The sequence below is a fragment of the Actinopolyspora mzabensis genome (genome assembly GCF_900101095.1).
Lineage (GTDB): Bacteria > Actinomycetota > Actinomycetes > Mycobacteriales > Pseudonocardiaceae > Actinopolyspora > Actinopolyspora mzabensis.
In genome coordinates this window covers 41,573-63,497 of sequence record NZ_FNFM01000006.1, presented here as the reverse complement: position 1 = coordinate 63,497, position 21,925 = coordinate 41,573, and the positions used below count along the sequence as shown (strand labels likewise).

Below are 21,925 nucleotides of genomic sequence, written 5' to 3'. Positions count from 1 at the left end.
GGGACCGCCAACCCCCTCGACTACCGGCGAGGCCCCACCGTCGAGGCATAGGCGACCGCGGCGAGGTGCGCGGGTTCCCGGGAACACGGTGGGCGCGCGTCACCCCGGCCAGGTCGGCCTGCCCGTCCTCGGAGGCGCCAGGCGTCGCATCCCGGGGCTGCGGGGTGCGGAGGTCACGCTGCTGGTCGGCGTCGACCACTGCCCTCCCCCGGAGGGGGACGTCGCCGCAGCGCACAACCTAATACCTCGAAGCGACTCGACTTTCACCGTCGCGCATTCTGCTATCACGTACGGTAACAACTTTTTGGCGCGACGCGCCAAAAAGGCGAGAACACTCACCCGCCGATAACGAGCGTTTCTCACCTAACCGGGACCACCGGCTCACCATCCGGAAATCGTGCATTCAGCACAATGGGACTTGACAATCACGCTTTTCCCCGTCCGGTGACCCGCTATTGATCGAGGTGATCACCGCGGCCAGCGCGCTTTTCTTATCGACCGGGTTCGCCATCACAGGCAAACGCCGCACCTGCCTGAAACAGCGGGTGGCCACCCTGCTCGCTTTCCCATGTGCGGTTCGCGGCAACCATTTCGAACATGGCGCGAGGAGCTCCTACCGGTCGGCTTCGATCCGCCTTCCCGAGGTGCTCAGCCGTAGCAGGATGACCCCGACGCCCAGCGCCCACACCATTGCCAGCCCCGCGAACGGCAGGAGCAGCTCGAAAGAGACCCCGGGAAGCCGCAGGAACAACCCCGAACCGAGCAGGAACCATCCCGCGGCAGCCACGAGGCCCAGCCAGGACCACGGGCGCGGATACTGCCGACTCAGCAGCATCGCCAAGGCATAGCCCGCCAGCGCCAGCCCCACGAGGGCCTGGGACAGGATGGAGGTCCCCCCGACGAGGATCTCCACGACTCGGAAGTCCCCCGTCGCCGTACCGGCCTCGAGTTCACCGGAGGCCCACCGGCGTGCGAGCACCCCGCTGCTGAAACCGTCGTGCGCGTAGTTGACCACGAACAGGGCGAGCGCGACCACCATCAGGGGGTCCACCATCCGCGCGACAGCCCTGCCCACCGGATCCCGCAGGGCACGCCCGGCAGTTGTGAAGCCCACCCCCCAGCAGAGCACCCCGAGGATCCCGAGCAACGCGGCCACGAGCCACGGCGTTCCCAGGACGTGCTCGAAGACCCCCACCGCATCACCACGGGGGATCTCCCCCCGCTGCTGCAGGGACTGACTGACGATCGTCAGCGCGGTTCCCAACAGAACGATGCTCCCGGCCGCTCTCGTCCGGAACCGACGCACCCGGACCTCTGACTCCACCGACTCCGACATCTGTCCCTGCCCTTCGCTACGCGGTTCCCGTGCACGAGGTACCCACCGGTAAGAGTCGCGCTCTCCAACACCGAGGTCATCCGGGATCTCCCCGGCTCTCCCCGGAGAACTCGGTGCCGGGGATCCGGTACGGCGGGTCCGGGGGACACTCCTCGTTAGCCCGCGCGAACGAATCCGCTGAGCCGCCGAGATCACCACCACCCCGAGGGGTCGCGCGCCGGAGGGAATCCGGTCAGCCCGTGGGAACGGGCGAGAGGACGGATACACTCGCGTCGTGCTCGGGTTGGGTGAGCTGGAGATGAAGGTCATGGACGTCCTCTGGGCCTCGGAGAGCCCGCTGCGGGTCCGTGACGTGCTGGAACGGCTCACCGGTGACCGGGACCCGGCCTACACCACGGTCATGACCGTGCTCGATCACCTGCACACCAAGGGCTGGGTCACTCGCTCCCGCCACGGCCGGGCCTACCACTACGTTCCGGCGCGGAGCCGGGAAGAGGCGGGCGCCGGGCTGCTGCGCGAGGTGCTCGACTCGTCGGGGGATGCGGAGTCGGTGCTGCTGCACTTCGCGGAATCGGTGTCGGAGCGGGAGTACCGGCTGCTGCGCCGGGCCCTCGACCGCGACGAGCGGCGTGACGAGAAACCATGACCCTCGTACTGGGACTGCTGGGCACGGCGGTACTGATCGGGGCGCTCGGTCCCGTTTACCTGCGCGGCCTCATGTCCCCCCGATTCGGCCCCGGCACCGCTCTGGCCGGCTGGCTCATTTCGATGTTCGCCGCCATCGCCTCCTTCTACGTGGCGACGGCTCTGCTCGTCCTGCCGCACGGCCTCTCGGCCGACGGGCTGATCGGGATGGCCGCCGCCTGTGTGAACACCGGCCGGCACCTGTGGGAAACGGTGCTGCGGCTGCTCCTCGCGGGGCTCGCGGTCGCCCTGACGGTGCGAACGTGCTGGGTTGCCGTGCGGATGGGCAGATCGGCCTCGGAGCGCGGCCACCAGCACCTGACGGCGCTGCGTCTCCTCGGCCACACCGAAGGGGGTGACCGGGAGGCGGTGTTCTGGCTGCCCGAGAGCACCCCGGTGGCGTACAGCCTCGGCGGGCGCCGCGGCGCGGTGGTCGCCACCACCGGCGTCGCCCGACTCGACGGGGAAACGCGCAGGGCGATCCTCGCGCACGAGCACGCCCACCTGCGGGGACGCCACCACCGCCTCGTGCTCCTGGCGGAGATCGCCTCGCGGGTGCTGTGCTTCGTGCCGCTGTTCCGCACGGCCCCTTCGGCGATTCGCGTGCTCGTGGAACTCGCCGCGGACTCCGCGGCGGCCCGCGTGTGTGGCCGGGACGGGGTCCGGAACGCACTGCGGACGGTCGGTTCGGAACGCCTCCCGACGATCTCGCTGGCCATGTCGCGCGAGGCGATCGAGCTGCGACTGCGGTGGCTGGAGCCGAGATCCCGCTTTGGTCCGAACAGGGTGGGACGTGGCATGGGCTACCCGCTCGCGGCCTTCACGTCCCTGTCACCCGCCGTGCTCGCGCTGGGGGCCACGGCCGGTGCCGTGCTGTGGTTGTGCCTGTTGACCGCGCCCCCCATTTAAATACTATCGACCGTAGTATTTACTATGCTCCGTAGTAGTTGATCGAACGGAGCGCTCATGGGCACATCACCTCGAAAGGCACGGCTGTGGCGGCTCAACGCGGTGGTGGCGGTCCTGGTCGCTGTCATCGCGGTTCTCCTCGTCAGCATGCTGGTACCGCGTAACGAGAGTTCGAACCGGCCGGCCGCGCAGCAGGAAACCACCGGGTCCGGGCAAGCGAAATCAGAGCAGGCGGGGCCGCTCGAATCACTCGCCCGCCGGGAACCCGGCGATCCACAGGCGCTCGGCCGGGTCGACGCACCCGTGGTCATGGTCACCTACGAGGACTTCCGCTGTCCGTTCTGCGCCAAGTACGCGCGCACCGTGGCTCCCGAACTGAAGAAGCGCTACGTGGAGACCGGGGTACTGCGCATCGAGTGGCGCGACTTCCCCGTTTTCGGCCCGCAGTCGATGCGCGCCGCCAAGGCCGGTCAGGCCGCCGCACGCCAGGGAAAGTTCTGGCGGTTCCACGACGTGGTGTACTCGAACGCACCTCGTCGAAGCAAACCGGATCTGCCCGTGTCCAAGCTGATCGACTACGCCGAGCAGGCGGGGATCACCGACATCGAGCGGTTCGAGTCCGACATGGCGAACGCCGCCGTCGAGCGCGCGATCCGGACCGATTCGCGGGAGGGCAACCGCATAGGAGTCTCCGCCACACCGACGTTCGTGGTCAACGGAGATCCGATCATGGGGGCACAGCCCCTCGACGCGTTCGTCTCGGCGATCGAGACCGCCCGCAAGGAAGCCCGATGACCGGTATCGGCCTGCTCGGCGCGTTCCTGGGCGGACTGCTCACCCTGCTCAGTCCGTGCGCGGCGCTGCTGCTGCCGTCCTTTTTCGCCTACGCCTTCGACAACCTCGGCAAGCTGGTGGCGCGAACAGCGGTCTTCTACCTCGGGCTGTGCGTGACACTCGTACCGCTCGGCGCCGCGGCGGGCTTGTTCGGCGCCCTGCTCACGCAGCACCGCGGCGCCGTTACTCTCGGCAGCGGACTCGTGCTGATCGGGCTGGGTCTGCTGCAGATCAGCGGAAAGGGATTCGGCATCGGCGCCGCACAGCGCTCGGTCGGGAGAATCCCGATCTCCTCCGGGATCTCGGTGTTCGCCCTCGGTGGTGTCTACGGGCTGGCCGGTTTCTGCGCGGGCCCTCTCCTCGGCAGCGTGCTGACCGTGTCGGCCGCGGGCGGGAACCCCGGCTACGGCGGAATGCTGCTGGCCGTGTTCGCCCTCGGAATGGCGTTTCCGCTGTTCGTGCTCGCCCTGCTGTGGGAACGCCTCGACCTGGGGAACCGGCGCTGGCTGCGAGGACGAGAGCTCTCCCTGGGAAGTTTCCGGATCCACTCGACCAACCTCGTCTCCGGCGCGCTGTTCTGCGCTCTCGGAGTGCTGTTCCTGGCCACCGACGGAACGGCCGGGCTGGGCGGTCCGATCGATGTGGACACGCAGTACGAGCTCGGCGTCCTGTTGCACGGACTCACCTCCGGCGTTTCCAACCGAGCGGTACTGCTGGTACTGGCCGTGCTCGCCCTCGGCGTCGCCTTGTGGCGACTCCACCGCGCCCGTCGCGAACGTTCCCCCTCCCGATGAACCGCCCGCACGAGCGAGCTCGCACCAACGACGAGAGCGGAGTTCTTCACATGCCTTCCCACCCGCCGAAGTGCGCGGGAGTCCTCGCCGTGGCCACCACGCTCGTCGTGGCCCTGACCACGGGAACCTCCGCGGCCACCGCGGCCCCGGCACCCCCGGACACCTCCTCCGAAGCGGCGCAACGCCTTCGGGAACTGGCCCGTGAGGCGGAGTCCCTCACCGAGGACTACAAGGAAGCCCGGGAGAACCACCGGGCCCGCGAACGAGAGCTCTCCCGCGCCGAAACCACCGTCACCCGGGCCACGCGTGCGGCTAAGCGGGCAAGGGCCGAGCAGGAAGCGCTCCGCGAGGAAGTCGACGAGCTCACCGCCGCCGCCTACACCGGCGGCGGCTCGAACCAGCTCTCCGCCCTGCTCACCAGTGAATCCCCCGACCAGTACCTCGATCGCGCCAGCATGCTGGACAAACTCGCGTCCGAGAGCAGCGCGGCCGTACGAAGCATCACCGAGGCGACACGGCGCGCCGAGACCGCCGAGCGGCGAGCGCGAGCGGCTCGGGACGACGCGGCGAAGGCCGCCGCCGAGGCGGAACGGCTGGAGGACAGGATCGCTCGACGTAAACGAGCCATGAGCGAGCGGATCGCCGAGGTCGAACGGCAGTACGACAGGCTCACCCGCGCGGAACGAGCCGCACTCGCCGCGGACGGATCGACCGGGGTCGGCGCCATATCCGGTTCCGGCGCGGCCGTCGAAGCCGTCAACATCGCCCTGAGCAAACAGGGCTCTCCCTACGTGTGGGGCGCCAAGGGGCCGGACAGCTTCGACTGCTCCGGACTGGTGCAATGGTCCTACGAACAGGCCGGAGTCGACCTGCCCGCCTCCACCAGGACCCAGATCGACGCGGGCAGGGCAGTGGACCTCGATCGGATGAAGCCGGGCGACGTGGTCTTCTACTACGACTCGGCCAGCCACAACGGGCTCTACATCGGTGGCGGCGACGTCGTGCACGCCCCCACGACCGGTCAGACGGTCAAGGTCGAGCACTACAGTGACATCGGCGACGTGCATTCCGTACGTCGTATGGTCGGCTGAGCGGAGGCGGGTTCGACCGCGCACCACGGCGCTCGGCAGGAGACGGCCGCCGACAGCCCACGACGCGGCACCGAACCCGGGTCCGAACGTGCCCACTCCGATCGGGAAGGAACCGGCTCACGATGCCCTGCCTGTTGCAGATCGACTTTCCCACCCAGGGTCCCTTCGGTGCGGCCATGACCGAGGCGTTCACCGAGCTGGCCGAGAGCATCGACGGCGAACCGGGACTGCTGTGGAAGATCTGGACCGAGAACCGCGAGACGGCCGAAGCGGGCGGCGTCTACCTGTTCGAATCCCACGAGACCGCGCAGCGCTACCTGCGCAAGCACACCGAACGGTTGACCGGATTCGGCATCACCGGCATAACTGCCAAGGTCTTCGATGTCAACGAATCCCTGTCGAGGATCAATCACGCTCCGCTGCGGCGGGAATAGCCACGGGACAAGCCGACGCGTTACGCAACCGGCCGCGCAGCGCCGCACCGAGCAACAGCACGGAGAGCACTCCGAGGACCGGCTGAAGCGGCTGGAACCAGGTCACCGCCCCACTGGTGCCCACCGCCAGGACCACCAGCATGTTGCAGGTGGGGCAGCCGATCGCGAACCACGCCAACACCGCCGCCCCCAAGCCACGCCGTTGCCGCGACGACGAGCTCTCCAGCCAGGGTCCCCGTGGCCTGACGTACGTGGCCAGGAGCAGTCCGAGCAGCACGGACGTGGTGATCCAGATCGGGTAGGCCCACCAGGGGGTGGGAATCATCCGCACGAAGAACGGATTGTCGATGATCGCGGTCGCCACTCCCATGACCAGAGCGATCACGAGCGCCGAAACACCCGCCACGCCCCACTGACGCACTGTCCACGCTCTCATCGAACACCACTTTCGCCACGTGCGCGCGAGGAAACCGGCGTGGGACGCCGGACCGGCCGGTACCGAGCCAACAGCACACGACCGCGGCCACCCTGGGTCGGATGCGCCCTCGCGCTCGCGGGAGAGCCACCCGCGACACAACAACTACTACAAATCATAGTATTTCACGGCGGGAAGTCACACCCCTGCCGGGAACCCCGCACGAGCCCCGGCCACCCGGCCCGACTCTCCGCTCCCGTGGGAACCGACGGTCGCGCCTAGGTTCGGCCGTTCGGGCGCAGTGCGTCGAGGACGAGGTCGAGCAGACGGTCGATGCGTTCCGGGGTCTCCGCGGCTGTCGTGGACAGGAACTCACCCAGCAGCATGGTGACGACGTCTCCGGGGTCGACATCGGCTCGCAACGACCCCGTTCGTGCCCCGGCGGTCAGGATCGAGGCGAGCACGGCGGTGATTCGCTCCCGCGGGGTCGGTGTCGCGATGCTCCCGGAGGCCCAGCCCGCGCGGAGGGTGCCGAGCATGGCGAGCTCCCTACCAGGGCGGGAACGTCGTGGGGTGATCGAGGCGCTCGGTTCACCACCACGGGGCGACGAAGCGAGCTTTCGGGGAACTCGGTATCGGTGTATCCGGGCAGCCGACGCTCCGCCGTGCGTACTCGCCGTTCCGGTGCTGGGCTGACGGTTACGGGAAACCCCGAACCGCGAGGAGGCGAAGATGGCGGAGGACGAGGTCGATGCCGTGGTGGTCGGCATGGGTCCGGGCGGTGAGGAGCTCGCCGGGCGACTGGCCACGGCGGGACTGAGCGTGGTCGGCGTGGACAATCGTCTCCTCGGAGGGGAGTGCCCCTATTACGCCTGCATTCCCACCAAGATGATGGTCCGCGGGGCCGGTGCGCTCGCCGAGGCCGGACGGGTTCCGCTGCTCGCGGGAACGGCGTCGGTCCAGCCGGACTGGACCCCGGTCGCCGACCGCATCCGCGACGAGGCCACCAGTGGTTGGGACGACCAGGCCGCCGTGCGGCGTTTCGAGGCCACGGGAGGGCGGTTCGTGCGTGGTCTCGGCCGACTGACCGCCCCCGGTGAGGTCACCGTCGCCACGCCTGAGGGAGAGCGGGTCTTCCGCCCTCGCCGCGCGATCGTGCTCAACCCCGGTACCGAGCCCACCGTGCCGCCGATCGACGGGCTCCGGGACACCCCCTTCTGGACGAACCGGGAGGCGGTGCGGGCCCGCTCGCTGCCCGGTTCGATGGTGGTGCTCGGCGCGGGACCCGTGGGACTGGAGTTCGCCCAGGTGTTCGCACGGTTCGGCGTCGACACCACCGTGGTCGAATCCGCACCACGAGTGCTGTCGGTGGGCGAACCCGAAGCCTCCGAGAGCATCACCGAAGTGTTCACCGCCGAGGGGATCACCGTGCACACCGGCACCTCCGCGCGGCGCGTGCGGCACCGGGAGGGCCGATTCACCTTGGAACTCGACTCCGGGGAGAGCGTCTCCGCCGAACAACTGCTGATCGCCACCGGACGGCACACGGATCTCGCCACGTTGGGGGTGGGCGCACTCGGTCTCGAGGAGAACGCGAACACCATCGCCGTGGACGAGCGGATGCGCGCCGCCGAGGGGGTGTGGGCCGTCGGTGACGTCACCGGTCACGGTGCCTACACTCACACCTCGGTGTATCAGGCACGCATCGCCGCCGACGACATCCTCGGCGATGGTGCGGAGACCGCGGACTACCGGGCCATGCCAGCTGTCGCGTTCACCGACCCCGAGGTGGCATCCCTCGGCCTCACCGAGGACCGAGCCCGCCGACAGGGCTTCCCCGTGCGCACAGCGGTCACCGCGATTCCCTCCTCTGCCCGCGGCTGGATCCACAAGGCCGGTAACGAGGGGGTGATCAAACTGGTGGCCGACACCGACCGCGACATCCTGCTCGGAGCCACCGTGGTCGCACCACTGGGCGGCGAGATCCTCAGCGCGTTCACCGTCGCGGTGCACACCCAGGTGCATATCGCCCAGCTCCGCCGGATGATCTTCGCCTTCCCCACCTTCCACCGGGCGATCGAAGCCGCCCTCGGCCAGCTAGTCGACTGAGGCAGGTCCGATGCCCCCGATCCGATGCCCCGGTCCGGACGGAGCATCGCACCGTTGGCGGCCGTAACCGCTCGGCGGTACCCGCCGGATGCACACGCTCCGGCACGCCAACGAGATTTCAGCGGCCGCACCACCACATCACTGCCACAGTGGACACCCGAACCCCACACCCCTGGACTTCACACCGCTGAACCCCAGCCGAGGACAGGCCGAAAACCCACCACGGAGTGACACTCGAAACACTCCACCACCCCGAAAACCCGACACGGCGCACGCAAGCGAGAGCCCGCGAGAGATCCCGCCAACCGGGCACAGCGGGCAACCCAGCCGCAAAGCCCCACAAGAACCGAGACACAAAAAACCGGGGAGAGCCCCGCCTCAAGCGAAGCTCTCCCCGATCGTCACGTCCAAGCTCGACGAACCATTGTGCCGGTCACCCGACATTCATCGTGTCGTCGGCCCCCGGTGGGCGAGGGGGGAGTTGAACCCCCACGTCCTTTCGGACACACGGACCTGAACCGTGCGCGTCTACCTATTCCGCCACCCGCCCGTGGGCTTTTCTGTTGTAACCTCACCCTACAACACTCGGATCCGAACCCTTCAACGGGGGTCCTCGTCCGAATCACCGCACCGACCGTGAGCGATCGGTACAATCGGCCAGCGGAAACCGTGTTCCGGAACCGGCACGATCAGGTTAACACAGCCAGGTCGCCGGAATCCCGCGGGGTGCGTCCCCGATCGGAACTAGTAGCTGTAACGGCTCGTCGCGCCAGATACGATGGTACGCAAGAGTCGAGAGTATGGAGGGGGATTGCCGTGGGCCTCGTGCAGCGCTTCGAGCGCAGGCTCGAAGGCATCGTCGGCAACAGCTTCGCGCGGGTGTTCGGCGGCAAGGTCGTTCCCCAGGAGGTCGCGCAGTCACTGCAGCGGGAAGCCGAGTTGCAGGTGCGCGAACTCGCGGGCGGCAGATTGCTGGCGTGCAACCACTACGTCGTGCAGCTGAGCCCCACCGATCACGATCGACTCATGGAGGACGAGAATCGGGTCACCGATCTTCTCGCCGACTGCGTTCAGGAGCATCTCACCGAGCAGCGGTGGGACACATATGGTGACGTCGTAGTCTCCCTGGAGCGCTCTGAGACGCTGCACACGGGACAGTTTCGAATAAGCTCGTCCGTCGACCCCGACGTAAGCCGACGGCCGGCAACACCTCGTACCGCAGGAGACCGACCCATGAGCCAGCCACCAGGCCAATATCCCCAGGGGGATCCGTACGCCCAGCAGGCGCAGTACGGCTACGACCAGGGCCAGTACGGGCAGGACCCGAACTACGGCTACGGCCAGCCCGGTTATGACCAGGGTTACGGTCAGCCCGGCGGCGGATACCCCCAGTCCGGTGGCTTCCCCGACCAGGGCTACGGCCAGCCCGGTTATCCCCCGCCCCCGCCGGCCTACGGCCAGCCCCCGGGCTACGACCAGGGCTACGGCCAGCCCGGCGGCGGATACCCGCAGTCCGGCGGTTTCCCCGACCAGGGCTACGGCCAACAACCCCCCGGCTACGGTCAACCCCCCGGCTACGACCAGGCCTACGCACAGCCGCCCGGTTACGGTCAGCCGGGTGGCGGATACCCGCAGTCCGGCGGTTTCCCCGACCAGGGCTACGGCCAACAACCCCCCGGCTACGGCCAGCCCGGATACCCTCCGCCGGGAGCGCCGGGCGGTTATCCGCCGGACGCGGCTCCCAGGCAGCTGACCGCCACCCTCCAGCTCGACGACGGGTCCAACCGCTCGTACACCCTGCAGCACGGTAGTAACGTGATCGGGCGTGGCCAGGAGGGCCAGTTCCGGCTGCCGGACACCGGGGTCTCCCGCAAGCACATCGAGATCCAGTGGGACGGTCAGGCGGCGATGCTCGCGGACCTGGGGTCGACGAACGGCACCACGGTCAACGGCACGCCGGTGCAGACCTGGCAACTGGCCGATGGAGACGTCATCCGTGTCGGCCACTCGTCCCTGGTTTTCCGGGCTCAGGGCTGAGTCCGCCTGTACCAGCACGAGCCGACCAGCAAGCTAGGAGCGTCCCCAACAAGTGTCCGAGCTGGTGATTCAGCTGACCAGAGCAGGGTTTCTCGCCCTGCTCTGGTTGTTCGTACTCGTAGCGCTGCGTGTGGTGCGCTCCGACCTGCAGTCGGCTTCCGGACTGCGCATGTCGGTTCCGGGAGCGGGCAAGAAGTCCGGCAAGCAGTCACGCCCGAAAACGAAGTCACCACGGCAGCTCGTGGTCACCGAGGGGGCGCTGTCGGGCACCCGAATAACCCTGGAGGGGCGTCCCATAATGATCGGTCGCGCCGATGACTCCACACTCGTCCTGGACGACGACTATGCTTCGACACGACACGCGAAGCTGTCGATACGGGGCCAGGACTGGTACGTGGAAGATCTGGGCTCCACCAACGGCACATACCTCGATCGGACGAAGGTTACGGGGCCGACCAAGGTCCCGCTCGGAGCTCCGATCAAAATCGGCAAAACGGTGATCGAGCTGCGCTCATGACCCTCGTCCTGCACTACGCGGCCCGCAGTGATCGCGGCCTGGTTCGTTCCAACAACCAGGACTCGGTCTACGCCGGCCCCAGACTTCTCGCCCTCGCGGACGGTATGGGCGGCCATGCCGCCGGCGAGGTGGCAAGCAAGGTCGTCATAGCGGCGTTGTCCGCGCTGGACGACGACGAACCCGGTGACGACCTGCTGGGCCATCTGCACGAAGCGATGCTGTCCGGCAACAACGCGATCTCGGAACTGGTCGCCAGCGACCCGGATCTGGACGGCATGGGCACCACGCTGACGGCCATGCTGTTCGCGGGGAGCAAACTCGGCCTGGTCCACATCGGTGACTCGCGGGCGTACCAGGTGCGCAGCGGCGAGCTCTCCCAGATCACGCACGACGACACCTTCGTGCAGTCGCTGATCGACGAGGGAAGGATCACCGAGGAGGAGGCCGCCAACCACCCGCAGCGCTCGTTGCTGCTGCGTGCGCTGACCGGCCACGAGGTGGAACCCAGCCTCGCGGTGCGGGAAGCCAGAGCGGGCGACCGGTACCTGCTGTGCTCGGACGGTCTGTCCAGTGTGGTCAGCGAGGAGACCATAGCCGAGGCCCTCGGGATATCCGATCCACAGCAGTCCGCCGACCGGCTGATCGAACTAGCCCTCAAGGGTGGTGGTCCGGACAACGTTACCGTGATCGTCGCCGACGTCGTCGACGTCGAGTTCGGTGACGACGCGCCGATAGTCGCCGGAGCGGCCGGGTTCGACGACCAGGACCCCCGGCCACAGCCCGACTCGGCCGCGGCTCGCGCCTCGGCTGCCACCCGGAGCCAGCCCGCGCCGCAGCAGCGGGAGTTCACGGCCCCGCCCCCGGATCCACCACGCCGGAGACGGTGGTTACGAGGAATGCTCGTCGGCTTCGGCGTGCTGGTGGTGCTGGCGGGGCTGGTCTTCGCGGGGCGCTGGTGGCTGTTCAACCAGTACTACATCGGGGTGAACGGCTCCCAGAAAGTCGCGATCTTCCAGGGAGTGCAGGGCAGTGTGCTGGGGGTGAGCATGCACCGGCAGCTCGAGCTGTCCTGCCCCCCCGGCGCGGCGGAGGGATGCACACCGATCGAGGTACAGGATCTCAAGGAAGCCCAACGCGCCAACGTGCGTGACGGGATAACGCAGGTCTCCGATCTCGACGAGGCGCGGGAGACGATCCACCGGCTGCGGCTGAGCGCGCTGCTGCCGATCTGCGACGACACGGAGCGGAACTCCGAGAACAACCAGGGCAACACCGGCAACGACGGTTCCGGAAACGGCGACACCCGTAACAACGGTTCCGGCGACGACGGTTCCGGCAACGACACCGGCCAGCAGCCCCCCGCCACCGGCGCCTCCGCGCGGAACGATCCGGCCGACTCCAGCGCCGGAGCGAGCGCGACGAACTCGACCCCCCGGTCCTCGCAGTCGTCCAGCGAAAGAACCCCGCTGAGTTCTCCCGAACAGGAACCGGGTGTCAACTGCCGGACGGTGAGTTGATGGCAGCCACCTCGACCAACCCGGACAACCGCGAGGCCCCGGGCGGACCGGGCACGGGCAAGGGGACAGGCTCCGCGACCTCCACCACACCGACCCGGCGCGGCACGGAGCTGGTGCTGCTGGCATTCGCCACCGTGGTCGTCACCTGCGCACTGACACTCGTCAACCTCAACCTGGAATCGCAGCCCCCGAACCAGATCCTCTACTACGGGGTGGCGTTCCTCGCGCTGTTCGGCCTGGCGCACCTGGCGGTCCGGCGTTGGGCCCCCTACGCCGACCCGCTGATCCTGCCGTTGGTCGCGTTCCTCAACGGACTCGGCCTGGTGCTGATCCACCGGATAGACATCGGCAACGCGGCCGAGGCCGAACGCGCCGGGGACGCCTTCAGCCCCGCCGCGCCCTCACAGGTGTTCTACACCGCGCTCGGCCTGGTGCTGTTGGCACTGGTGCTGGTGTTCGTCAGGGACCACCGCACGCTGGCCAAGTACAGCTACACCTGCGGCCTGGTCGGCCTGGTGGCGTTGGCGCTGCCCGCCGTGCTGCCCAGCATGATCGCGCCGAACATCAACGGAGCCAAGCTGTGGATCAAGCTCGGCCCGCTGTCGTTCCAGCCCGCCGAGCTGGCCAAGATCCTGCTGCTGATCTTCTTCGCCTCCTTCCTGGTGTCGAAGCGGGAACTGTTCACCACGGCGGGACGCAGATTCCTCGGCATCGACCTCCCCCGCGCGCGGGACCTGGCTCCGGTACTGGTCGCCTGGGCGGCCTCGATCGGGATCGTGGTGCTGGAACGCGATCTGGGGACCTCGCTGCTGTTCTTCGGCATCGTGCTGGTGATGATCTACATCGCCACCGAACGGGCGGTGTGGATCGCGATCGGGCTTTCGCTGTTCGCGGCGGGCTGCCTGGCCGCCTACTCGCTGTTCGGCCACGTGCAGCAGCGGGTCGACGCATGGCTGAACCCCATGACCAGCGATTCCGGTTACCAGCTGAGCGAAGCGCTGTTCGGCATGGCCACCGGCGGCATCGGCGGTTCCGGCCTCGGTGGCGGGCGTCCCGCGATCGTGCCCTACGCCAAGAACGACTTCATCCTCGCGGCCGCCGCCGAGGAGCTGGGACTGCTCGGGCTCGCCGCGCTGCTGCTGGTGTACCTGCTGCTGACCGCGCGTGGCCTGCGGGCGGCGCTGGCGGTGCGGGACTCCTTCGGCAAGCTGCTGGCAGGCGGACTGGGTTTCGCGATGCTGCTGCAGGTCTTCGTCATCGCGGGCGGCGTGACCGGTCTGATTCCGCTGACGGGACTGACCACGCCGTTCCTGGCGGCGGGTGGCTCGTCGCTGGTCGGCAACTACGTGCTGGTGGGACTGCTGCTTCGCATCTCGGACGCCTCCAGACGCCCGCAGCAACCGAGTAAGCCGCAGCCGCAACAACCCCCGATCGCCGAAGCACATACCGAGCTGGTGGAGCGTCCACGATGAACAAGCCACTACGACGAGTGGCCATGGCCATGATGGCGATGATCGTGCTACTACTGGCCAACGCCACTTATGTGCAGGTCATCAGGGCCGACGCACTGCGCAACCACTCCGGCAACAGCAGAACGCTGTACCAGCAGTACTCCACACCGCGCGGCCAGATCATCGCCGACGGCAAACTGCTGGCCAGCTCCGAGCCCACCGACAGCGAACGGTTCAAGTACAAGCGTGAGTACGCCAACGGCCCGGCCTTCGCGCCCGCCACCGGCTACTTCTCGTTCGTCTACGGCCGCGGCGGGATCGAGCAGGCCGAGCACGAGGTGCTCAGCGGCACCGCCGACTCACTGGCGCTGAACCGGCTGCAGCGCATGTTCAGCGGGCAGAAACAGCAGGGCGGCAACGTGGAGCTGACCCTGAACCCCGCCATGCAGCAGACCGCCTACGACCAGCTCGCGGGCAGCGGGGTACGCGGTTCCGTGGTCGCGCTGAACCCGCAGGACGGCTCGATCCTGGCGATGGCCAACTCACCGTCCTACGACCCGAACCGACTGGCCAGCCTGTCCTCGGACAAGCAGCAACAGGCGTGGAACGAGCTCCGCGAGGCACCCCGCGATCCCCTGGTCAACCGGGCCACCTCGACGCTGTACCCGCCGGGCTCCACGTTCAAGCTGATCACCGCGGCCGCCGCGCTGGAGACCGGCAAGTACGACTACAACAGCAAGGTGACCGCGAAGTCGTCCATCAAGCTGCCGAAGGTCGACGCCCAGCTGCCCAACTACGGCGGCTCCACGTGCGGGACGATGCCCACGGCCCCGCTGTGGGAGGCGATGGCACGCTCGTGCAACACCGCCTTCGCCGAGATCGCCGGTGACATCGGGGAGAAGAAGCTGCGGGAGACCGCGCGGAGCTTCGGGTTCGGTCAGGATCTGAACGTCCCGATGGGCGTGGCACCGTCCTCGATCGGTGACATCGAGAACCAGGCGCAGCTCTACCAGAGCGGTATCGGGCAGTTCAACGTGCGCATGACCCCGATGCAGAACGCGATGGTGGCGGCGGCGATCGCCAACGACGGCAAGGTGATGAAACCGCACCTGGTGGAGAAGACGCTGGCCCCGGACATGTCGGTGCTCGACAGCACCGACTCCGAGGAGCTGGGCCAGGCGGTCTCGCCCGATATCGCCCAAACCGTCCGGGACATGATGGTCAAGGCCGAGCAGCAGGCGGGCGACGAGGGCAAGATCAGCGGCGTGCAGCTCGCCTCCAAGACCGGCACCGCCGAGCACGGCGAGGGCAAGGATCCGCACGGCTGGTACGTGGCCTTCGCACCCGCCGAGAACCCCCAGATCGCGGTCGCGGCCGTCGTGGAGGACGGCGGCAACGTGGGTGCGGACGCCACCGGCAGCAAGATCGCCGCACCGGTGGCGCGGGCCGTCATCCGCGCCGGTCTGCAGGGGGGTGGCTGACGGGTGCCCAACTCCGGCCAAACGCTCGCCGAGCGTTATCGGCTCGCCACGCGCATAGCCGTCGGCGGTATGGGCGAGGTGTGGCAGGCCGTGGACGTGCGGTTGGATCGCACTGTCGCGGTCAAGGTCCTCAAACCCGAACTGTGCGGCGACGCCGAGTTCCTGCACCGCTTCCGCACCGAGGCACGCACCACCGCGTCGCTGAACCATCCTGGAATCGCCGCGGTGCACGACTACGGCGAGGCGGCGGCCGTCTCGGACGGGCCGGAGGACACCGCCTACCTGGTGATGGAGCACGTCGAGGGCGAGCCCCTCGCCGCCATCCTCGCCAGGGAGGGGCGCATCACGGCCGAGCACACGCTGGAGATGCTCGAACAGGCCGGTAACGCGCTGCACGCCGCCCACGAACGCGGCTTGGTGCATCGCGACGTCAAACCGGGGAACATCCTGGTCACACCGAACGGAACCATCAAGCTGACCGACTTCGGCATCGCCAAGGCCGCGGACGCGGCACCGGTGACCCGCTCGGGAATGGTGATGGGCACGGCGCACTACATCTCGCCCGAACAGGCGCTGGGCGGCGAGGCGACCCCGGCCAGCGATGTTTATTCGTTGGCGGTGGTCGGGTACGAGTGCCTGCGTGGCCATCGTCCCTTCCTCTCCGACAACGCGGTGACCGTCGCCATGATGCACATCCGCGACGTGGCGCAGCCGCTGCCGCCGGACGTTCCGCCGGGAGCCCGTGCGCTGATCGAAGCGACCCTGGTCAAGGACCCCCGCAGGCGTTACGCCGAAGGCGGCGAGTTCGCGAACGCGGTGGCCAACGTCCGTGCGGGCAGACCACTGCCCACCCCGGTGGCTCTGACGATTCCGCAGCAGCCGCCCCACGCGCCCAGCCACGCTCCGGTGCAGCAGTACCCGGGCCAACCGGCGACCGGGCACTCAACGACGGGGCAGTCAACGACGGGGCAGGGTTCCACGGGTCAGCACCACCCTCCCGGACCGCAACCGCCGCCCCCACAACCACCGACCGGAAATCAGCCACCCCCCGGGGGCCAGCAGCACGCCGTGCCGCCGAGCGGGGGGAACCTCACCCCCACCACCTACGGCGCCAACCAGCCACCGGGAAACCACCACGCGCCACCCGCGGGGGCGCCGCACCACACGGGCAGCACCGTTCCCCCGGGTGTCATCCCGCCACAACCGGCACCCCCCGGCCTCGCGGGCGGCGGGAACCACGGCCGGGGGCGCGACCACCCGTTGGGACATCCGGCTTCGCACCGCCCCGGGCGCCGGACCGCCGTGCTGGTGGTACTCGGCGTGATAGTGGTGCTGATACTGATCGCCGGCGGTTTCGCGTTGCTGCTGGCGTACGATCGTTCGGCAGGCACACGCGGCGTGGGAGCACCGGCCGCCCCGGAAGTCGCACCGAGTGCCCGACCGGGCACCGACAGTCGTGTGAGATTGGCCGATTTCGCCTCTCCGGAGGCATTCAACGGCGGGTCGGTACGGCATCCTGAGGGACGGCTCTCGTCGATTCCGAGGCCGGTGGCGGAACGGACGCCCGGCCGGCGAGGAATCGGCACACCGCGGCAGTACGCACTGCCACCGCGAATCGGAGGCACCTACGCTGTCTCGTCGATCGCGAACGAGACACGTGGAGCCGGTAAGCACGAAGTCGGGGGAACCGCGCACCGCGCCCGGAACCGGTCGGCGACAGCCGTCACGGCTTTCCGGGGCAACTTGATGGGACGCTCGTGGACACAGATCGGGACGACGCAGCGATGAGCTCACCGCGACTTCTCTCCAACCGCTACGAGATCGAGGACGCCCTCGGCTACGGGGGTATGTCCGAGGTACACCGTGGCCGTGACGTCCGGCTCGGCCGGGACGTCGCAGTGAAGGTGCTGCGTGCGGACCTCGCTCGGGATCCCACCTTCCAGCTGCGGTTCCGCAGGGAGGCGCAGAACGCGGCCGCGCTGAACCACCCGGCCATCGTCGCCGTCTACGACACCGGTGAGACCGACTCCGAGAACGGGCCGCTGCCGTACATCGTCATGGAGTACGTCAACGGCCGCACACTTCGGGACATCGTCAAGACCGAGGGGCCCCTGGCGCCGCGCCGCGCGATGGAGGTCATGGCCGACGCGTCCGCCGCGCTGGACTTCAGCCACCGGCACGGCATCGTGCACCGCGACGTGAAACCGGCCAACATCATGATCACCGACTCCGGCGCGGTGAAGGTGATGGACTTCGGGATCGCGCGGGCGGTGGCCGACGGGCAGGCGGCCGTCACGCAGACCGCCGCGGTCATCGGAACGGCGCAGTACCTCTCACCCGAGCAGGCCCGCGGCGAGACCGTGGACGCCCGCAGCGACGTCTACGCCTCGGGCTGCGTGCTCTACGAGCTGCTGTGCGGCGAACCCCCGTTCACCGGTGACTCGCCGGTGGCCGTGGCCTACCAGCACGTCCGGGAACAACCCGGCAAACCCTCCGACGTCAACCAGCAGGTGCCCGGCGAGCTGGACGCGGTGATCCTCAAGGCGCTGAGCAAGAACCCGGAGAACCGCTACGAGTCGGCGGCCGAGATGCGCACCGACTTGGTGCGGGTGCTCTCCGGCCAGCGCCCCAAGGCGCCGTTGGTGATGTCCGAGGAGGAACGCACCGAGCTGGCCGCCGGGGAGGCCGAGACCACCCGGGTCAACGAGGAACGCGAGCCCCGCACGGCGGCGGCGATGCCGCCGGACTACGACGGCGACGACGAGGACTACGCCCGCAGGAGACGCAGGCGGTGGACGATCGGGCTGGTAACCGCCGCCTGCGTAGCGGTGTTCGCCCTGCTGGCCGGGCTGGCCCTGGTGATGTTCAACGGGGGCGGTTCCGAGGAGCCGAAACAGCTCCGGCTGAATGATCTGACGGAGATGGAGGTTCCGGCGGCCAAGCAGGAACTCAGGAACGCCGGATTCCAGAACTTCTCGATCACCGGCCAGGCCTCGAAATCCGGGCAGGAAGGCACCATCATCGAGCAGACTCCCGGAGCGGGGATGTACCCGCCCGACCGGAAGATAGAGCTGATCAAGGGGACCGGCCCCGACTCGGTGAAGATTCCCGACCTGAGCGGAATGACGGTGCGAGAGGCCCGCGCCGCCCTGGACGAAAGGGGCCTGCAGCTCGGCACCCAGCAGGAACGGGAAGTGCAGAACCAGTCCGACGTCGGCAAGATCATCGAGCAGGACGCCACCGGCCAGGCCGAGAAGGGAAGCGCCATCAACGTCGTGGTGGGCAAGGCCGTCCCGAAGCAGCAGTTGTCCGACGTGACCGAGCTGCAGGTGGAACAGGCCAGACAGCTCCTGAGCTCGGCGGGCTTCGACGTTTCGACCAAGGAGGTCGCCTCTGTCAAGGACCAGGGCACCGTGGTCGGCCAGAGTCCCTCCGGCGGGTCGAGCGTGCCCAAGGGGTCCGAGGTCACGCTCTCGGTCTCGGACGGCTCACAGATGCGGATGCCGGACGTGATCGGTTTCGACGAGTCCGAGGCCAAATCCGCGCTGCGCGAGGCGGGCTTCAAGGGCACGGTCAGGACCGGTGAGAAGGCCGTCTCGGACTCCTCCCAGGAGGACACGGTCGTGGCAACCTCCCCCTCGGCGAGCTCGAAGCTGGACCGCAACGGTGAGGTGACGCTGCGGATCGGCGTCGAGGAGAACGAGGAGAGCCCCACCGACACGTCGAGCACGAGCCCTCCCGGGGGAGGCATCTTCGACTGACCGGCGCGGCCCCGGACTCTCGGCAGCCGTGGGAGCGGGCGTCCCGGACGAAGCGCACCCGTCCGGGACGGGCACGGCACACGGCCGGAGCCGGAGAGCACACAGCCGGAACAGAACAGCGCCCGTGCCTCTCGGGCCGACCCCGTGAGGTGGGGGTCGACGAGGGCCGATACCGGCTCGGCGGTCCCGCCCCGCGGGGATTCCGCCGCGGAAATCCCCGCCTCGGTGATTCCGCCACGGGGTTCGCCGTATCGCCGCCCGGCCGTATCGCCGCCCGGTCGGGCCCGGTAACCGGTCAGCGCAGTGCGTTCGCGGCGAGCTCCCGCATGCCGCGTTCCAGCTCCCCGACCAGGGTCCAGTCCGGCGCGTAACCGGCGAGGTCCATCCAGTTGGCCAGCATGCGGTGTCCCCCCTCGGTCAGCACCGACTCGGGGTGGAACTGCACGCCCTCCAGCGGCAGCTCACGGTGCCGCAGCCCCATCACCACCCCCTCGGCGGTGTGTGCGGTGACGTCGAACTCGGCGGGCACGCTGTCCGGGCGCAGGGTCAACGAGTGGTAGCGCGTCGCCACGAGCGGATGCGGCAACCCGGCGAACACGCCGGCTTCCCCGTGCTCGATCTCGCTGGTCTTGCCGTGCAGCAGCTCCGGTGCCCGCTCGACGACGCCCCCCAGCGCGGCCCCCAACGCCTGGTGGCCGAGACACACTCCCAGCAGCGGCTTGCTCTGGCGCACGCAGTCGCCGACGAGCTCCAGGGAACGCCCGGCCCCTTCGGGTTTGCCAGGTCCGGGACTGAGCAGCACACCGTCGGACCATCGGACGTCCTCGTCGGCCACGACGTCGTTGCGGCGAACCACGCACTCCACCCCGAGCTGGGCGAGGTACTGCACGAGGTTGTAAACGAAGCTGTCGTAGTTGTCGACCACCAGAACCCGCACGCTGGCCAGCCTACTTCGCCGTTCCCCCGCACGGCGAGCCCCTGGAGAGCTCCGGCCCGGGACGTGTCACCCGAATCACCCGAATCATCCGCTGTACTGCGAAGACGCGGCGGGTCGCTCGTGACGGGCGAGGAGGATGCGATAGCCTCCGCGTCTCGTGGACACGCCTAGCTCCGCGGTGCCGGAACCAACGGTGGCGCCGTGACGACCAGCGGGAGACCGAACGGGATGCCGACCGCCGTGGTGCGACGGGCAGCGGCGCTGGTGCGACTTTTCCTCCGGGCCAGCCACCCGGCCAGGATGGTGGTCATCGGCTTCGCGATGGCCGTGCTGCTGGGAGCCGGACTGCTGATGCTGCCGGTCTCGACGGAGCAGGGCAGCACGACGGACTGGGTGACCGCACTGTTCACCGCGACCTCGGCGGTGTGCGTGACCGGCCTGGTGGTGGTCGACACCGCCGCGCACTGGTCCACCTTCGGCGAGGTGGTGGTCCTCGGGCTCATCCAGGTGGGTGGCCTCGGCATCATGACGCTGGCTTCCCTGCTGGGCATGCTCGTGGTGCGCAGGCTGGGGCTGCGCATGCGGCGCAGTGCCCAGGCCGAGACGAAGAGCCTGGGCCTCGGTGACGTCCGCTCGGTGATCGCGGGAGTGATCACGCTGAGCCTCGTGATGGAGGCGATCACCGCGCTCGCGCTGACCCTCCGGTTCGTGCTCGGGTACGGCCAGTCGTGGGGGGAGGGCGCCTACTTCGGGGTGTTCCACGCCGTCTCCGCATTCAACAACGCCGGATTCGCGCTGTATCCCGACAGCTTGCAGCGCTACGCCACCGATCCGCTGGTGTGCCTGCCGGTGCTGTTCGCCGTCATCGTCGGCGGCCTGGGATTCCCGGTGCTGTTCGAGATCGGCCGCAGGCTGCGCGGCAAACGCCGTCACTGGTCGCTGCACGCGCGGGTGACACTGCTGGCCTACTCCGTACTGCTGGGGGTCGGCGTGCTGGCCTTCGGGGCGTTCGAGTGGAACAATCCGGAGACCCTGGGCCCGCTGAGCGTCGGGGGCAAACTGCTGGTCGGACTGTTCCACGGGACCACCCCACGCACCGCCGGGTTCACCACCGTGGACATCGGCGAGATCAACCCGACCACGATGCTGGTCAACGACGTGCTCATGTTCGTCGGTGGCGGCAGCGCGGGCACCGCGGGCGGTATCAAGGTCACCACCTTCGCGCTGCTGGCGTTCGTGATACTCACCGAGGTGCGGGGCGAATCGCAGGTACACGTGCTGGGGCGCAAACTACCGGTGGGGGTGCAGCGCCAGGCGCTTACCGTGGTGCTGGTAGCGGTGGGCATGGTGTTCACCGCGACGCTGCTGCTGCTCGTCATCACCCCCTTCGGACTGGACGCGACCCTGTTCGAATCGATCTCGGCCTTCGGCACCGTCGGTCTTTCCACCGGCATCACCGAGCAGCTGCCGCGGGCGGCCGAGCTCGTACTGATCGTGCTGATGTTCACCGGCAGGCTGGGGCCGATCACCATGGCCTCCGCTCTCGCGTTGCGGGAGCGTGGCCGCCGTTACGACTTGCCTGAGGAGCGACCGATCGTTGGGTAGACAGAATCACGGT

The 21,925-nt window shown here is 68.6% G+C and carries 18 protein-coding genes, 1 tRNA gene and 1 pseudogene; 15 read left to right on the top strand and 5 right to left on the bottom strand.

Annotation, left to right across the window (positions count from 1 at the left end; all coding sequences use genetic code 11):
• Positions 1-613: 613 nt before the first annotated feature.
• Positions 614-1,336: a DUF4386 domain-containing protein gene (locus BLR41_RS11160; RefSeq protein WP_092627987.1), complete on the bottom strand. Its 723-nt coding sequence runs from the start codon at positions 1,334-1,336 to the stop codon at positions 614-616.
• Between the two features lie 274 nt (positions 1,337-1,610).
• On the opposite strand from BLR41_RS11160, the gene BLR41_RS11155 reads away from it, so the two are divergent.
• From BLR41_RS11155 to BLR41_RS11130, 6 genes are all read left to right on the top strand, one after another.
• Positions 1,611-1,982 (top strand): BlaI/MecI/CopY family transcriptional regulator, encoded by a 372-nt coding sequence (locus tag BLR41_RS11155; protein ID WP_092627985.1) that lies wholly within the window; start codon positions 1,611-1,613, stop codon positions 1,980-1,982.
• On the top strand, positions 1,979-2,929 hold the full coding sequence (locus BLR41_RS11150) for a M56 family metallopeptidase (RefSeq protein WP_092627984.1): 951 nt from the start codon (positions 1,979-1,981) through the stop codon (positions 2,927-2,929). Before BLR41_RS11155 ends, BLR41_RS11150 begins: the two co-directional genes overlap by 4 nt.
• 57 nt (positions 2,930-2,986) lie before the next feature.
• Complete coding sequence (locus tag BLR41_RS11145) at positions 2,987-3,724, top strand: DsbA family protein (protein WP_092627983.1); 738 nt, start codon at positions 2,987-2,989, stop codon at positions 3,722-3,724.
• Positions 3,721-4,557 (top strand): cytochrome c biogenesis CcdA family protein, encoded by an 837-nt coding sequence (locus BLR41_RS11140; protein WP_092627982.1) that lies wholly within the window; start codon positions 3,721-3,723, stop codon positions 4,555-4,557. The genes BLR41_RS11145 and BLR41_RS11140 overlap by 4 nt, the downstream gene beginning before the upstream one ends.
• Positions 4,558-4,607: 50 nt before the next feature.
• The gene (locus BLR41_RS11135) at positions 4,608-5,648 is read left to right on the top strand and encodes a C40 family peptidase (protein ID WP_092628305.1); all 1,041 of its coding nucleotides are present in this window, start codon (positions 4,608-4,610) and stop codon (positions 5,646-5,648) included.
• Between the two features lie 122 nt (positions 5,649-5,770).
• Entirely contained in the window at positions 5,771-6,082 is a 312-nt protein-coding gene (locus tag BLR41_RS11130) for a monooxygenase (protein WP_092627981.1), read from the top strand.
• Here BLR41_RS11130 and BLR41_RS11125 read toward each other — a convergent pair.
• Together BLR41_RS11125 and BLR41_RS11120 are read right to left on the bottom strand one after the other, a co-directional pair.
• Positions 6,054-6,518 (bottom strand): hypothetical protein, encoded by a 465-nt coding sequence (locus BLR41_RS11125; RefSeq protein ID WP_092627980.1) that lies wholly within the window; start codon positions 6,516-6,518, stop codon positions 6,054-6,056. The two genes, BLR41_RS11130 and BLR41_RS11125, sit on opposite strands and share 29 nt — an antisense overlap.
• Positions 6,519-6,775: 257 nt before the next feature.
• Positions 6,776-7,036: an SbtR family transcriptional regulator gene (locus BLR41_RS11120; protein WP_176797948.1), complete on the bottom strand. Its 261-nt coding sequence runs from the start codon at positions 7,034-7,036 to the stop codon at positions 6,776-6,778.
• 193 nt (positions 7,037-7,229) lie between these two features.
• On the opposite strand from BLR41_RS11120, the gene BLR41_RS11115 reads away from it, so the two are divergent.
• Positions 7,230-8,606, top strand: a complete 1,377-nt coding sequence (locus BLR41_RS11115; RefSeq protein ID WP_092627979.1) for a dihydrolipoyl dehydrogenase family protein — start codon at positions 7,230-7,232, stop codon at positions 8,604-8,606.
• A gap of 466 nt (positions 8,607-9,072) precedes the next feature.
• Here BLR41_RS11115 and BLR41_RS11110 read toward each other — a convergent pair.
• Positions 9,073-9,156, bottom strand: a tRNA-Leu gene (locus BLR41_RS11110).
• 266 nt (positions 9,157-9,422) lie between these two features.
• Here BLR41_RS11110 and BLR41_RS11105 point away from each other — a divergent pair.
• The 7 genes and pseudogenes from BLR41_RS11105 to pknB all read left to right on the top strand — a co-directional run bounded on the left by BLR41_RS11105 (position 9,423) and on the right by pknB (position 19,370).
• On the top strand, positions 9,423-10,643 hold the full coding sequence (locus tag BLR41_RS11105; protein WP_092627978.1) for an FHA domain-containing protein: 1,221 nt from the start codon (positions 9,423-9,425) through the stop codon (positions 10,641-10,643).
• 52 nt (positions 10,644-10,695) lie between these two features.
• Positions 10,696-11,160 (top strand): FHA domain-containing protein FhaB/FipA, encoded by a 465-nt coding sequence (locus tag BLR41_RS11100; RefSeq protein ID WP_092627977.1) that lies wholly within the window; start codon positions 10,696-10,698, stop codon positions 11,158-11,160.
• Positions 11,157-12,677 (top strand): PP2C family protein-serine/threonine phosphatase, encoded by a 1,521-nt coding sequence (locus BLR41_RS11095; RefSeq protein ID WP_092627976.1) that lies wholly within the window; start codon positions 11,157-11,159, stop codon positions 12,675-12,677. The genes BLR41_RS11100 and BLR41_RS11095 overlap by 4 nt, the downstream gene beginning before the upstream one ends.
• A complete protein-coding gene (locus tag BLR41_RS11090) occupies positions 12,677-14,149 on the top strand; it encodes an FtsW/RodA/SpoVE family cell cycle protein (protein WP_092627975.1) in 1,473 nt (490 codons plus the stop codon). The genes BLR41_RS11095 and BLR41_RS11090 overlap by 1 nt, the downstream gene beginning before the upstream one ends.
• Complete coding sequence (locus tag BLR41_RS11085) at positions 14,146-15,609, top strand: peptidoglycan D,D-transpeptidase FtsI family protein (protein ID WP_092627974.1); 1,464 nt, start codon at positions 14,146-14,148, stop codon at positions 15,607-15,609. The genes BLR41_RS11090 and BLR41_RS11085 overlap by 4 nt, the downstream gene beginning before the upstream one ends.
• Positions 15,610-15,612: 3 nt before the next feature.
• Positions 15,613-16,665: pseudogene (locus BLR41_RS24005) on the top strand (serine/threonine-protein kinase); the annotation flags it as partial.
• 728 nt (positions 16,666-17,393) lie between these two features.
• Positions 17,394-19,370: a Stk1 family PASTA domain-containing Ser/Thr kinase gene (gene pknB / locus BLR41_RS11075; RefSeq protein WP_092627972.1), complete on the top strand. Its 1,977-nt coding sequence runs from the start codon at positions 17,394-17,396 to the stop codon at positions 19,368-19,370.
• Positions 19,371-19,665: 295 nt separating this feature from the next.
• On the opposite strand, the gene BLR41_RS11070 is transcribed toward pknB, so the two are convergent.
• Positions 19,666-20,307, bottom strand: coding sequence for an aminodeoxychorismate/anthranilate synthase component II (locus BLR41_RS11070; RefSeq protein ID WP_092627971.1), 642 nt, complete (start codon positions 20,305-20,307; stop codon positions 19,666-19,668).
• A 228-nt stretch (positions 20,308-20,535) separates the two neighbouring features.
• Here BLR41_RS11070 and BLR41_RS11065 point away from each other — a divergent pair, with 228 nt between their 5' ends.
• A complete protein-coding gene (locus BLR41_RS11065; protein ID WP_092627970.1) occupies positions 20,536-21,912 on the top strand; it encodes a TrkH family potassium uptake protein in 1,377 nt (458 codons plus the stop codon).
• Positions 21,913-21,925: the final 13 nt, after the last annotated feature.